The 13,639-nt window shown below is 46.8% G+C and carries 12 protein-coding genes; 8 read left to right on the forward strand and 4 right to left on the reverse strand.

All coding sequences use genetic code 11. From position 1 onward, the window contains the following. The 3 genes from AC6R10_RS07555 to AC6R10_RS07565 all read left to right on the forward strand — a co-directional run bounded on the left by AC6R10_RS07555 (position 1) and on the right by AC6R10_RS07565 (position 2,239). A complete protein-coding gene (locus tag AC6R10_RS07555; RefSeq protein ID WP_500628835.1) occupies positions 1–432 on the forward strand; it encodes a type IV pilin protein in 432 nt (143 codons plus the stop codon). A gap of 131 nt (positions 433–563) precedes the next feature. Beyond that, a complete protein-coding gene (locus AC6R10_RS07560; protein WP_500671901.1) occupies positions 564–1,418 on the forward strand; it encodes a co-chaperone YbbN in 855 nt (284 codons plus the stop codon). Positions 1,419–1,603: 185 nt separating this feature from the next. After that, positions 1,604–2,239 carry a YccT family protein gene (locus AC6R10_RS07565; protein WP_500671902.1) on the forward strand — a complete coding sequence of 212 codons (636 nt, stop codon included), beginning with the start codon at positions 1,604–1,606 and terminating at the stop codon, positions 2,237–2,239. Positions 2,240–2,368: 129 nt separating this feature from the next. Here the strand turns inward: AC6R10_RS07565 and AC6R10_RS07570 are convergent, their stop codons facing one another. From AC6R10_RS07570 to zipA, 3 genes are all read right to left on the reverse strand, one after another. Beyond that, positions 2,369–3,496: a porin gene (locus AC6R10_RS07570; RefSeq protein WP_500671903.1), complete on the reverse strand. Its 1,128-nt coding sequence runs from the start codon at positions 3,494–3,496 to the stop codon at positions 2,369–2,371. Positions 3,497–4,004: 508 nt separating this feature from the next. Further along, positions 4,005–6,017 carry an NAD-dependent DNA ligase LigA gene (ligA, locus tag AC6R10_RS07575; RefSeq protein WP_500671904.1) on the reverse strand — a complete coding sequence of 671 codons (2,013 nt, stop codon included), beginning with the start codon at positions 6,015–6,017 and terminating at the stop codon, positions 4,005–4,007. Positions 6,018–6,165: 148 nt separating this feature from the next. Beyond that, positions 6,166–7,128 (reverse strand): cell division protein ZipA, encoded by a 963-nt coding sequence (gene zipA / locus AC6R10_RS07580; RefSeq protein WP_500671905.1) that lies wholly within the window; start codon positions 7,126–7,128, stop codon positions 6,166–6,168. Between the two features lie 186 nt (positions 7,129–7,314). On the opposite strand from zipA, the gene cysZ reads away from it, so the two are divergent. The 5 genes from cysZ (at position 7,315) to crr (ending at position 12,328) form a co-directional block, all read left to right on the forward strand. After that, positions 7,315–8,058, forward strand: a complete 744-nt coding sequence (cysZ, locus tag AC6R10_RS07585; RefSeq protein WP_334555159.1) for a sulfate transporter CysZ — start codon at positions 7,315–7,317, stop codon at positions 8,056–8,058. 142 nt (positions 8,059–8,200) lie between these two features. Next, positions 8,201–9,169, forward strand: a complete 969-nt coding sequence (cysK, locus tag AC6R10_RS07590) for a cysteine synthase A (protein ID WP_334555158.1) — start codon at positions 8,201–8,203, stop codon at positions 9,167–9,169. A 297-nt stretch (positions 9,170–9,466) separates the two neighbouring features. Then, entirely contained in the window at positions 9,467–9,724 is a 258-nt protein-coding gene (locus AC6R10_RS07595; protein ID WP_334555157.1) for an HPr family phosphocarrier protein, read from the forward strand. Between the two features lie 195 nt (positions 9,725–9,919). After that, positions 9,920–11,644: a phosphoenolpyruvate-protein phosphotransferase PtsI gene (ptsI, locus tag AC6R10_RS07600; RefSeq protein WP_334555156.1), complete on the forward strand. Its 1,725-nt coding sequence runs from the start codon at positions 9,920–9,922 to the stop codon at positions 11,642–11,644. 174 nt (positions 11,645–11,818) lie between these two features. Further along, positions 11,819–12,328 (forward strand): PTS glucose transporter subunit IIA, encoded by a 510-nt coding sequence (crr, locus tag AC6R10_RS07605; protein WP_334555155.1) that lies wholly within the window; start codon positions 11,819–11,821, stop codon positions 12,326–12,328. Between the two features lie 56 nt (positions 12,329–12,384). Here crr and AC6R10_RS07610 read toward each other — a convergent pair whose 3' ends face one another. Continuing rightward, positions 12,385–13,548, reverse strand: coding sequence for a 2-octaprenyl-3-methyl-6-methoxy-1,4-benzoquinol hydroxylase (locus AC6R10_RS07610; RefSeq protein ID WP_500671906.1), 1,164 nt, complete (start codon positions 13,546–13,548; stop codon positions 12,385–12,387). Positions 13,549–13,639: the final 91 nt, after the last annotated feature.

The raw sequence follows: 13,639 nt of genomic DNA on the forward strand, positions 1-13,639 counted from the left end.
ATGATTCGAAAAAATCGCTGCAACAACCGAAAAAATCACTTACATGGCATGACATTGCTCGAATTACTCATCGCAGTTGCGATCGTGACGATATTGGCCATGATTGCCTATCCCGCGATGCAGAGCTACGCCTTAAAAGCGCATCGCACTACAGCATTAGCCGATTTGAGCCGCATCCAGCTCGCGCTTGAGAAAGGTTACGATGGCAGCTACCTCACCTTGGCATCATCGATTATGTCAGGGTCGAGCTGTACGGTGTGCGAGTCCGACACAGCACGTTACTCACTCAGCATTGTTGCGAGCGCCGCCTCCTATACGATTACGGCAACGCCCAGTGGCGCACAAGCGAGCGATGCGTGTGGCGGTGCGACTTACACCGCGCTGACACTCAATCAGTTGGGCCTGCGCTCACCCGCTAGCTGCTGGAAATAAGCGCAATGTTTGCCATTCAAAGGCATAAAGAGCACAGAATCGCGTTGCGTGCTTGAACTCTTTGGCTTTCGCCCATATGTTGCCTATAGACATCGTGACTACGAACACATCTACCAGCAAGGAATGATCACATGCAATCACCCTATATCGTTGAATTAAATGAGCAGAACTTTCGACAAGTATTGGAAGGCTCAATGCAAACGCCGGTGTTAATTCACTTTTGGGCACCAATGAGCCAAGAGAGTGCGCAAATCATTCCGCAACTTCAGTCGCTAACCCAGGAATACAACGGCGCCTTTACCTTAGCGCTCCTCAATTGCGAACAAGAGCAAATGATCGCCTCGCAATTTGGCGTGCAAGCGCTCCCGACCATTGCCCTATTTATTAATGGTCAAGCCGTCGACGGCTTAGGTGGCCCGCAGGGTATTGAAGCGATTCAAGCCATGCTGAGCAAGCATTTGCCAAGCCAAGAAGAGCTGGTGCTCAGTGAAGCGCTGACTCTGATTGAGCAAAAGCAGTACACTCAAGCACTGCCGATTCTTCAAAGTCTTGGTGAAGAGTGGCAACAAAAAGGTGACGTGAAACTCGCCATCGCAGACTGCTTACTCGAGACCCAAGCGTTTGATGAGGCAAAAGCCATGCTGAGCCATATTCCGCTTGAGTACCAGGATAACTACTACAAAGGCTTAATCGCAAAATTAGAGTTACATGAGCAATCCGCCAACAGCCCAGAGATTCAATCTCTCGAAGCCGACTTAGCGAATGACCCAGGCAACGCCAAATTGGCATCCGAATTGGCACTTTGCTACCACCAAGTTAAGCGCGATGAAGAAGCCCTTGCGCTACTTTGGACATTTCTTAAGAAAGACCTCAACACCGAAGGCGGTGATCTGAAAAAGATCTTTATGGATATCCTTTCGGCATTAGGCCAAGGAAACGCCATCGCCAGTCAGTACCGCCGCCAATTGTATTCGGTGTTGTATTAAACACTGATAGTGCAGAACGTCCCTCTCCTCCAATGACGTTCTGCACGGCAAAAATCGACTCTTTCAACACTCCATCCAGATCTCATTGTTGTAATTATTTAGTATTTTTTGCATCAAAAAATAACTATTATATTCTTCTCTCTACCTTCATTATTTAGGTCAGAATCACAGTTGATGGAGCGATTATGAAATTAGTTCACACCTTGTTACCCTCTATACTAATGGTTCCAACATTAGCCTTAGCGGAAGTAAGCATTGATATTCCAAGAGGGGTTCAATTACTCACAGTAAATGGCGAAGATGCCGGATACTCAAGTATGGGATTTGATTATAAAGATAATTTAGTTCTTGAAGACGGTGTTAATCAAATCGTCTTTAGACTTGCCCATCTAGTCAGAGAGTCTGGTTCTGAAAAAACCAAATTCAAATCAGAACCTTTGGTTGCAACATTTGATGACGAAAATGCACGCTTCAAGCTTGTTATCCCTAAGATTCAGACGTTTGATCAAGGTATGGACTTCAATGCTAATCCGACCTTTCAACTGATAGATAGCAACAACAATGAACCAAATAAAATAAAGAAAGACAAAATCTCAATTGGGTTTAAGCTTATGCCCGATATGGTACAAGAAGTAGAAAAGTACAACATGAGTACCGAAGTAGCGAGCTTAAAAAACTTCTCTCAAGTTTCTATTGCTGAGAGTAAACTAGAAAATACCTCCTCAAGTACAAGCTATGAAACATTAAAGAATGCTTACAATAATGCGTCCAAAGAAGATAAAAAGAAATTTTTAACTTGGGCAATTAGCAATTTAGAATAAGTTTACTCGACATTACATTTTACCAAAAAAAACACCGTAACTACGGTGTTTTTTATTATGCTCTTGTGAAAAAGAGAATAGCCAGCAAATGCTGGCTATTTTTTATAAGGCAATGAAATTTAGTGCGACTTAGAAGTAGTACTCTAGACCTAGACCCCAACCAAACTCTGCATCAGAATCGTCTTTCGAGATCATGTAAGGACGGAAGTAAGTCAGTGCTGAATCATCTAAGAAGTACATCGCTTGAGCAGAAATGATGTAATCTTTAGTACCTTTGACTTCAGAACTATTAAGGTCAGCATTTAGGTTTGCCGCGTAGTTCATTTTGAAGTTCCAGTTCTCAACACCGCTGTACACAATACCAAACGAGTAGCTGTCTTGAGCAATTTCTGCACCATTTAGCTCAGGTTTAGAATCGCCGTCAAGTACAACATTTGAATACTCAGCTTCTTCCATCTTATAAGCGCCGTATACGCCAAAGTCATTGATATAGTATTCGAAGCCAACAATCGCCGCAAAAGTATCAGAGACTGCAGTCACTGTTTCATCATCACCTAATGATGGAACTGAACCAGGGTTTTGGTTTAGGAATTGGTTGTAGGCCGTGTTGAAGTTGCTGACACTGCGGTTCTCGCCAACTTCTAAACCACCGTGAACAGTGAATCCACCCGTTGTAAAGTGCGCACCCACACCGTAGAAGTTAGAATCTTTGTCTGACTCAGTACCACGACCTGCAGCTAAGTTAAACTTAAAGCCACCAAAATTCGTTGAGTCGTAGCGAACCATGTTTGATTGACGGTCGTAACGTGCGCCACCAACCACATCGCCGCCCCAGTCAAACACAGCACCCGCACGCTGACCTGAGTATGGCCAGTCGACAATCTCGTACAACGGCGTCAACAAGCGACCCGCGCGAAGCTTACCGCCATCGTCAAATTCAAAACCAACGAAGGTATCACGAACACCTAGGCCACTGTTTGCGCCAACATCGCCAACGTTACCACCTTCCATTTGCCAAATCAGTTTAGGGCCGCGAGCAAGCTCTTTGGTGCCACGAAGACCGAAGCGTGATTCGTTTTCAAAATTTAGAGGTTGATCTCCGCCACCAATTTTATGTTCGCCGAACTGCCAGATAGACAGTGCAACTTGACCGTACAGGTCCACGCTGTCTGTAGCTGGTTTTGCAAGTACCGATCCTGACATCGCTACAGCAGCAACTGCAGCACCTACGAGTGAACGTTTAAACATTTTGTCCATGGAAAAACTCCTAAAAATGGATATAGCTGTCTTTTGTTTTCTCACCTTAAGTTGGCCGCCGAAGGGAGAAATCATTTCCTATGTTGAAAACCCTCTGCAAACCTTTCGCATCCGATTTTCTATTCCTGCATACACACTGTGTATCCATGAACTCAGGCTAACTTCGCGACTAAAAATATCCAAATAGAACTTAATTTTTTTCTAAAAAAATATGAGCAATAGCAAAGTTCCATTAATAGACAAGATCCACCTCTCATTTTTTGTTTTTTCAGGCGAAACCAATCAAAACAAACAAAATCAACAAGTTAAATAAAAAACAACATCAATAGGCGTGAGATCGCTCGCAAATTATCTTCATTGTAAGATTCGAACATAAGACTATGAACAAGATCACTGACTAATTATTGCGATTATTGAAGTCGGCGGAAGGTAGATAATACGAGACAAACAAAAAGCCCTTAGCGAAATCACTAAGGGCTTCAATAAAGAGGTGCTTGGCTGTGCGAGGTTATTTCATCAAATCAAGTAAGTCTTGTTCTGTTTTGATCTCGATACCTAAATCTTGTGCTTTGGCGAGCTTGGATCCTGCGTTTTCACCCGCAAACAGAATGTCGGTATTTTTGGACACGCTGCCGGTCACTTTGGCGCCTAACGTTTGCAGTGCCGCTTTTGCATCACTGCGTGTCAACTGAGAAAGTGACCCTGTTAGCACAACCGTTTTACCGGCCAGAGGCGCGGGTGCATCCTCGTCAGGTTCAGCGATATCCGGCCAATGTATCCCTTGCGCTAACAAATCCTCAACCACTTGCTGATTTTTCTCCTCAGAGAAAAACGCCAAAATGTGGCTTGCGACAATATGACCAATATCTGGGACTTCTATTAGCTGTTCCAAGGTGGCTTTGCTGATCGCTGGTAGCGTTTTAAAATGCATCGCCAGGTTCGCAGCCGTCGCTTCCCCCACTTCTCTAATCCCCAGTGAATAGAGGAATCTTGGTAATGTGGTGGATTTCGATTTTTGCAGTGCGTCGACCACGTTTTGCGCTGATTTAGGCCCCATGCGATCCAGCACTGTCAGTACACCAGCAGAGAGCTTGAACAGATCAGCAGGCGTTGTCACCATCTCTTTGTCAACCAACTGCTCAATCACCTTGACGCCAAGTCCATCGACGTCCAAAGCCTTACGTGAGACAAAATGCTTCAAGGCTTCTTTGCGCTGCGCCTGGCATACTAATCCGCCACTACAGCGCGTTACCGCTTCGCCTTCCACGCGCTCAACATGGGAGTGACACACAGGGCAAGCACTCGGAAACTCGATCACTTTTGCATCAAGAGGGCGGCTAGCTTCGACCACAGAGACGATTTGTGGAATCACATCACCAGCGCGGCGAACCACCACCTGATCACCAATCATGACACCAAGACGCGCGATCTCATCGGCATTGTGCAAAGTAGCGTTGCTCACCGTCACGCCACCAACAAATACAGGTTCTAGCTTTGCGACGGGTGTTATCGCGCCCGTTCGCCCGACTTGGAACTCAACGTCATTGAGCACAGTGATCTCTTCTTGCGCCGGGAACTTGTAGGCGATCGCCCAGCGCGGCGCACGTGCGACAAAACCGAGTTGCTGCTGAAGCGCCACATCATCGACCTTGATCACCACACCGTCGATTTCATACGGCAAGGTTTGGCGGCGAGTGAGAATGTCCTGATAGTAAGCTTTTACCTCTTCCATGCTCTCTACCAAACGCACCTCAGGGCACATGGGTAGGCCCCACTCCTTGAGTTGAATAAAGCGCTGGTAGTGACTTGAAGACAGGGTCGCACCTTGCACCACACCGACACTGTAGGCATAGAAACTAAGAGGGCGGGTCGCGGTGATTTTAGAGTCCAACTGGCGTAAACTGCCTGCCGCCGCGTTACGCGGATTGACAAACACTTTCTCCCCTTTGGCTTTCGCTTGCTCATTGAACTGCTCAAAACCAGCGGTAGGCATGAACACCTCACCACGAACTTCAATACGCGCAGGCCAACCTTCACCACGCAGTTTAAGTGGAATCGCTTTGATGGTTCGAACGTTGTCGGTGATGTTCTCCCCCGTCGCGCCGTCACCCCGCGTCGCCGCTTGGGTTAGCACGCCATTTTCATACAGCAAACTGACTGCTAAGCCATCCAGTTTTGGTTCACAGCAAAACGCAGCCACGCTCTGGCCCGCCAGTCTATCAGTCATGCGTTTGTAGAAACTATCTAACTCGCTGTCATCAAACGCATTGTCGAGCGACAACATTGGGATCTCGTGAGTCACAGGCTCAAACTGAGATAAGGCCATGCCCCCTACCCGAGCGCTCGGCGAATCGGGTGTTCGCAAATGAGGGTGCTGTTGCTCTAGCTCTATAAGCTCACGCATCATACGATCGTATTCTGCATCGGGGATTTCAGGGCTATCTTCTACGTAGTACTTAATGCCATGATGATGAAGCGCACTACGAAGGGCCTCAATTTTCTGTTCAATTTCTTGGGACATCAGTCTCTCTGCTCTATATCTTGGCCACTTACAGGGCCTTTGCCTTTGATCTTAATCCAATATGAATCAGTGACTCTAAAGCGAATAAGGTAAAACGAAAAAGGCTCCGCATCAGGAGCCTTTATGGTAGCACGCTTTGTTTTGCTGACTAGGGTTGCTGTGCGAGCTTAAACGCCTTGATTTGAGCGCGATACGCATCAAGTCGGTTCGGCGTCATGAGATTACGCGCATCATCCAGCACGTTGGCGCCTAAATCATCGGCAATTTGCTGCGCGGTTTTCAGCATCAACTTGAAGTTTTGTTCACCATCACCGTAGCACGGCAATGTCATAAAGAATGAGATCCCTTTAGTGGTGAATGTTGCAGGATCATCATGCTTGAGTGTGCCAGGGTGCATCATGTTGGCAACGCTAAACAGCACTTTGCCGGTACCAGAGAGATCCGCATGACGATGGAAAATGTCCATTTCACCGTAAATCAGCCCATTTTGCTGCATGCTATCAAACAGCTTGGTGCCCACAAATGGCGTCTCTCCAGCGCAATGCACATTGATGACAATCACCTGCATCTCATCTTCGTCATCACTATCATCAATCTGGGTCGGCGCGGATTCTGTGGTGGATACAGAGCTCACATCACGGGGCTCTTGAGGCTTTGCAGACATAGAGGGAATGTCTAGCTCTTCCGATGACGCTTGACGGGGATTATCTTGCAGCGGAGTAGTTTGAGACTCCTCTACCAGATCGTCTTTCCACTCACTAAAGGTTGGCTCATCTCGAGTGGCATCGCTTGAAAACGTTGAGTCACTGATGGATGCATCGAGAAGCGGATCATTTAGCAGAGGATCATCCATTGTCTCACCGGAGTCTGAAGCAAATTTATTGCTGGTGTTGCGACTGGTCTTAGTCACGCGAACAATCTCAAAATCATCTTCGGGAGCAAAAGAGCGCTCGGGTACGGATTCGTCTTGCTCTGGCGTCGCCAGTTTTCCAATTGGCTTGTTGCCAAATTTTGTTTTGCCTTCTTTTTTGCTTGTCCATAATCCGTGGAACAGCAGCGCGGCAATGGCCAAAGCGCCCACAATGATCAGTACAAATCGCAATTCCTGCATCTTTCACTCTCAATCATTCAGCTGCTAAATCAGCCAAACTGGTTTCAAATAATCTGATTTGAGTTACTCTACCAAAACTCTCATAGGTTTTAGAACAACTTAATGTTAGAAGTTCCCATAATGATGTGATTTTGAACACGCTTTTCCTTGTTAACACACCATAAAAACCCTGTTAGGCACATTTTCATGAACAACACTCAACAGTCAAAAACCGGATTTGGTTATTTTTTCCACGGTTTGCAACTCACTCTGCAACCCGGCATTCGTCAGTTTGTCCTTTTACCTCTCCTCGCTAACATTATTTTGGTCGGAAGCGCGCTCTTTTATCTCTTCTCTCATTTGGATAGTTGGATTGCGGAGTGGATTGGTCAGCTACCCGATTTCCTCTCTTGGTTGAGTTATCTTCTGTGGCCGTTGCTGGTGCTCACTATTTTGGCGACCTTCTCCTACTTCTTTAGCACCTTAGCGAACTTTATCGCAGCACCTTTCAATGGTCTGCTCGCAGAAAAGGTGGAAGAGCACCTAACGGGCCAAAAGATCAATGACGATGGCATGCTCAGCGTTATCAAAGATGTGCCGCGTGTGTTGGCACGAGAATGGCGCAAACTGCTCTACGTTCTGCCCAAAGCCATTGGATTGTTTATTTTGCTGCTCATTCCAGCCTTAGGCCAGACGCTCGGCCCCATTCTGTGGTTTGTGTTTACCGCTTGGATGCTGGCGATTCAGTACTGCGATTATCCGTTCGATAATCACAAGGTGCCGTTTAATGACATGCGACACAATTTGAAACAAAAACAAAGCAAAGCCTATACCTTTGGTGCGCTGGTCTCCGTGTTCACCACCATTCCTATTTTGAACCTGATCGTTATGCCTGTCGCGGTGTGCGGTGCGACATCGATGTGGGTGACCGAGTTCAAAGCAAGAAACTGAGTTTATCAAGTTCATATCATATAACTTTTTAATCCTTTTCTAGTTTTTTACCCTGACCTAATCTCTATCGGGTCAAACTTAAATAGAACATGATTGGTGGCGTGACAAACACGCTGCCAATATTTCGATGAAGGACTACATCATGAGCAAAATCTACGAAGATAATTCACTGACTATTGGTAATACCCCTCTTGTTCGCCTGAACAAAGTGAGCAACGGCAAAGTCTTGGCTAAAATCGAAGCGCGTAACCCAAGCTTCAGTGTTAAGTGTCGTATCGGCGCGAACATGATTTGGGAAGCTGAGAAAGCAGGCAAGCTAAAGCCGGGCGTTGAACTTGTTGAACCAACCAGTGGTAATACCGGTGTTGCTCTTGCCTTCGTCGCGGCGGCGCGTGGTTACAAATTAACCCTAACGATGCCTGAGTCGATGAGCCTAGAGCGTCGTAAACTGCTGAAAGCCCTAGGTGCGAACCTAGAGCTAACTGAAGCAGCCAAAGGCATGAAAGGTGCGATCAACAAAGCTGAAGAGATTGTGGCGAGCAACCCTGACAAGTACCTGCTTCTTCAGCAGTTCAATAACCCAGCTAACCCACAGATTCACGAAAAAACCACTGGTCCAGAAATCTGGGACGCGACAGACGGTGAAATCGATGTCTTCGTTGCAGGCGTCGGTACCGGCGGTACCATCACAGGTACAAGCCGCTACATCAAAGGCGAAAAAGGTAAAAACATTGTTTCCGTAGCGGTAGAGCCAGCGGAATCGCCTGTGATTGCACAAGCGCTCGCGGGTGAAGAAATCAAACCAGCACCACACAAAATCCAAGGTATTGGCGCTGGCTTTATTCCAGGCAACCTCGATTTAGAGTTGATTGACCGCGTGGAAGCCGTTACTTCTGAAGAAGCAATTGAGATGGCTCGTCGTCTTATGGAAGAGGAAGGTATCCTTGCGGGTATCTCGTCAGGCGCGGCTGTGGTTGCTGCAAACCGCCTTGCTCAACTACCTGAATTTGAAGGTAAAACCATCGTGACTGTATTGCCAAGCTCGGGTGAGCGTTACCTAAGCTCAGCGCTATTTGCAGGCATCTTTACCGAGAAAGAGAACCAACAGTAATATGTGGTGAAATCAATTTTTCGTCTAAAAAAGCCCCGTTCAGGGGCTTTTTTGTTGATCCTAGCTCCACCTTTGGTAATATCGGGATGTTTTATTTCTAGCATCAAAATAAAACATTAAAACGATTTTATAGTTGCGGCGAAAAACAGCAAAGACTGACCACGCGGCACCTAGTATACAATTAGTATCAGTTCTGACACGAAAACAACGTCTGTTGCCTAGCGCAACCGTTTAATCCGAGTTAAGCTGTTTCTAATTAATAAACTATCTAAAAATAAATCAATTGGGGTATACAACATGTACGAGAAGCAAGTAGAAATCACAGCAGAAAACGGTCTTCACACTCGTCCAGCTGCACAGTTCGTGAAAGAAGCAAAAGCATTTGACGCGGACATCACTGTGACTTCTAACGGTAAAAGTGCAAGCGCTAAGAGCCTATTTAAGCTACAAACTCTAGGCTTAGTGAAAGGTACTGTAGTCACTATCTCTGCTGAAGGCCCACAGGCTCAGAAAGCAGTTGACCACCTAGTTGCTCTAATGGACCAACTACACTAATCGGTCTGCTATTGATTAAAGCCATTTTGCCAACGCAAAATGGCTTTATACCAATCTGATCCGGTCGATGAACAGGCCACTTCGTTTGCGCCGAACTATCCCATCATATTGGAAATAGCACCCAGATTAAGCTACACATAAACGTTAGCGCACCCATTTCTCCCGTTTAAAAGTTGACCAATTTAAGGTAAGGCTATGATTTCAGGCATCCTAGCATCTCCAGGTATTGCTATCGGTAAAGCACTACTCCTTCAAGAAGATGAAATTGTCCTAAACACTCACACTATTTCTGACGATCAAGTCGACGCTGAAGTAAAACGTTTCTTTGAAGCACGTGACAAATCAGCGGCTCAGCTTGAAACCATCAAGCAGAAAGCACTAGAAACCTTCGGTGAAGAAAAAGAAGCGATCTTTGAAGGTCACATCATGCTTCTTGAAGACGAAGAGCTAGAAGAAGAAATCCTAGCGCTGATCAAAAATGACAAGATGCATGCAGACAATGCCATTCACACTGTGATTGAAGAGCAAGCTGCAGCACTTGAATCTTTAGACGACGAATACCTCAAAGAGCGTGCGACAGATATCCGTGATATCGGTACACGTTTTGTGAAAAACGCGCTAGGCATCAATATTGTCTCTCTTAGCGATATTGACCAAGAAGTCATTCTAGTTGCGTACGATCTGACTCCATCAGAAACGGCACAGATCAACCTTAACTACGTACTGGGTTTTGCTTGTGATATCGGTGGTCGCACTTCTCACACTTCAATCATGGCACGTTCACTTGAGTTGCCAGCGATCGTGGGCACCAACGACATTACCAAAAAAGTGAAGAACGGCGACATGCTGATTCTTGACGCTATGAACAACAAGATTGTCGTCAACCCATCTGACGCTGAGCTAGAAGAAGCTAAAGCTGTTAAAGCCGCATTCCTTGCTGAAAAAGAAGAGCTGGCAAAACTGAAAGATCTTCACGCTGAAACTCTGGATGGTCACCGCGTCGAAGTGTGCGGCAACATCGGTACAGTTAAAGACTGTGATGGCGTACTGCGCAATGGCGGTGAAGGTGTTGGTCTGTACCGTACTGAGTTCTTGTTCATGGACCGCGATGCGCTACCAACAGAAGAAGAGCAGTACCAAGCGTACAAAGAAGTGGCAGAAGCGATGAACGGCGAAGCCGTTATCATCCGTACTATGGATATCGGTGGCGACAAAGACCTACCGTACATGGATCTCCCACAAGAGATGAACCCATTCTTGGGTTGGCGCGCTGTACGTATCAGCCTAGACCGTCGTGAAATCCTACGCGACCAGCTACGTGGCATCCTACGTGCCTCTGCACACGGTAAGCTGCGCATCATGTTCCCAATGATCATCTCTGTAGAAGAGATTCGTGAACTGAAAGCGGCGATTGAAGAATACAAAGCAGAGCTTCGTGCAGAAGGTCTGGCATTTGATGAAGAGATCGAAATCGGTGTCATGGTGGAAACACCAGCAGCGGCAGCGATTGCACCACACCTTGCAAAAGAAGTGGCCTTCTTCTCAATCGGTACCAACGATCTTACCCAGTACACACTCGCGGTAGACCGTGGTAACGAAATGATTTCTCACCTATACAACCCACTGTCACCAGCGGTTCTTACGGTCATCAAGCAAGTCATTGATGCATCGCACGCGGAAGGCAAGTGGACAGGTATGTGTGGTGAGCTAGCGGGCGATGAGCGCGCAACGCTACTATTATTAGGTATGGGGCTGGATGAGTTCTCAATGAGCGGCATCTCTATTCCTAAAGTGAAGAAAGTGATTCGTAACTCAAACTACGCGGAAGTGAAAGCAATGGCGGAAGAGGCACTGTCTCTACCAACGGCGGCTGAAATTGAAGCGGTAGTTGAAAAGTTCATCGCTGAAAAATCACTATAACCGGCTAATACCAATCTCCGATCTGGGGGGAGCCTTGTTGCCTAATCAGGCGTTTGTAATGAACGAATCTGTTTAGGTAAGAAGGAGATAGACGACTAAAAATAGTCGTCTATCTCGTGAGATTGGTATACTATAATTCGACAGAATTAAATTAAACGTTAGGAGCATGACACAATGGGTCTGTTTGACAAACTTAAGAAGCTAGTATCAGATGACAGCGCTGACGCTGGTGCAATCGAGATCATCGCGCCACTTTCTGGTGAAATCGTAAATATCGAAGACGTGCCTGATGTGGTTTTCGCTGAGAAAATCGTTGGCGACGGTATTGCAATCAAACCAGCAGGCGACAAAATGGTTGCTCCTGTAAACGGTACTATCGGTAAGATCTTCGAAACAAACCACGCGTTTTCTATCGAATCTGACGATGGTGTTGAGCTTTTTGTTCACTTCGGTATCGATACCGTTGAACTGAAAGGCGAAGGCTTCAAGCGTATCGCTGAAGAAGGTCAAACAGTGAAAGCTGGCGACACTATCATTGAGTTCGATCTAGCACTTCTAGAAGAAAAAGCAAAATCAACGCTAACACCTGTTGTTATTTCTAACATGGATGAAATCAAAGAGTTGAACAAACTGTCTGGTTCTGTCACTGTTGGTGAAACACCTGTTCTACGTGTGACTAAGTAATTAGCTTCACGAGAATAACAAAACGCAGCTTTACGCTGCGTTTTTTGTTTTCTGGCCTAGAGTGAAGCGTCCATACCCAACGCATAACGCAATACTTGATGCTTAATGGGGCCAGAGTGTTCTGCCACTTTCAGCGCCGCATTTCTTATCCACTTAAGCGGTGCCTTGTTATTGCTAAACCCTTTATAAAACAGATCCATCCCTGTTTGCATCAGCAAATTATCAGGCCGACGACGACGCTCATATTGCGCTAAGTGCGACAAAAGAATCTCTTCATGATCGCGCGTCACGTTCAGCAAAGCCTCCACATCTTTAAAGCCGAGATTCACCCCCTGCCCTGCCAGTGGATTGATGGTGTGCGCGGCATCCCCAACCAGGACGCAGTGGGGCGTGTAGTAGCGCTGTGCATGGCGGCGAGTTAACGGGAATGAGCCGGACTGAATCACCTCAATACCGCCAAGCTCAGCGGGAAAATGAGTCTTTATTTCGCTGGCAAGTTGAAGCGGCGTCATCGCCTTTAACTGACGAATACGCTTTGGCGTGTCGTACCAGACCAGAGAGCCTTGATGACCACATAGAGGTAAAAATGAGCGTGGTCCCGACGGCGTAAATTGCTGCCAAGTGATGTCTTGTTGAGGGAGATCGGTTTTGACATTAATTAGCATGCAATGCTGCCTATAGTCCCAAGCGGTGATGCCAATGCCTGCACTCTGTCTGACGCGAGAATGAGCACCATCGGCCCCGACAATCAGCCCGGCTTCGATAACCTCACCGTCTGATAGCGTCACTTGATTCACTGAGCCATATTCGATGTGCTCGACCGTCACGGGGCAACGCAACGCCAGATTCGGCCATGCCGAGAACTGCGACCAGAGCCCCAGTTGAATGATGCGGTTCTCAACGATGTAGCCTAATTGATCACAAGCGACATCGTCACTGTGAAAGCGGGTTCGGCATTCGGGATGTTCCCACGTTTCTAGACGTTTATAAGGACACGCGCGCATCGACTGAATGGTTTGCCATGCCCCTAGCGACTCAAGTAGGGCAACCGAATGATTCGATATCGCGGAGACGCGGACATCCATCGTTTGTTGCGGTGCGTACGGCGTCGGCGCCTTCCCTTCGATCACCACGACACGTCGACCTTGCTCCGCAAACCCGAGAGCGATAGCTGCGCCTACCATTCCTCCGCCAATCACGGCCACATCATACTTGTTCATATTTCGTACTTCATCGTATTGATTCAAAGGCTGTTTTCGATTGTACGGTTTGAGTGCCAATTTGTAACTAAAAACCTTGATGGGGATACGG

The sequence above is a fragment of the Vibrio sp. R12-SG2-ISO1 genome (assembly GCF_059834045.1).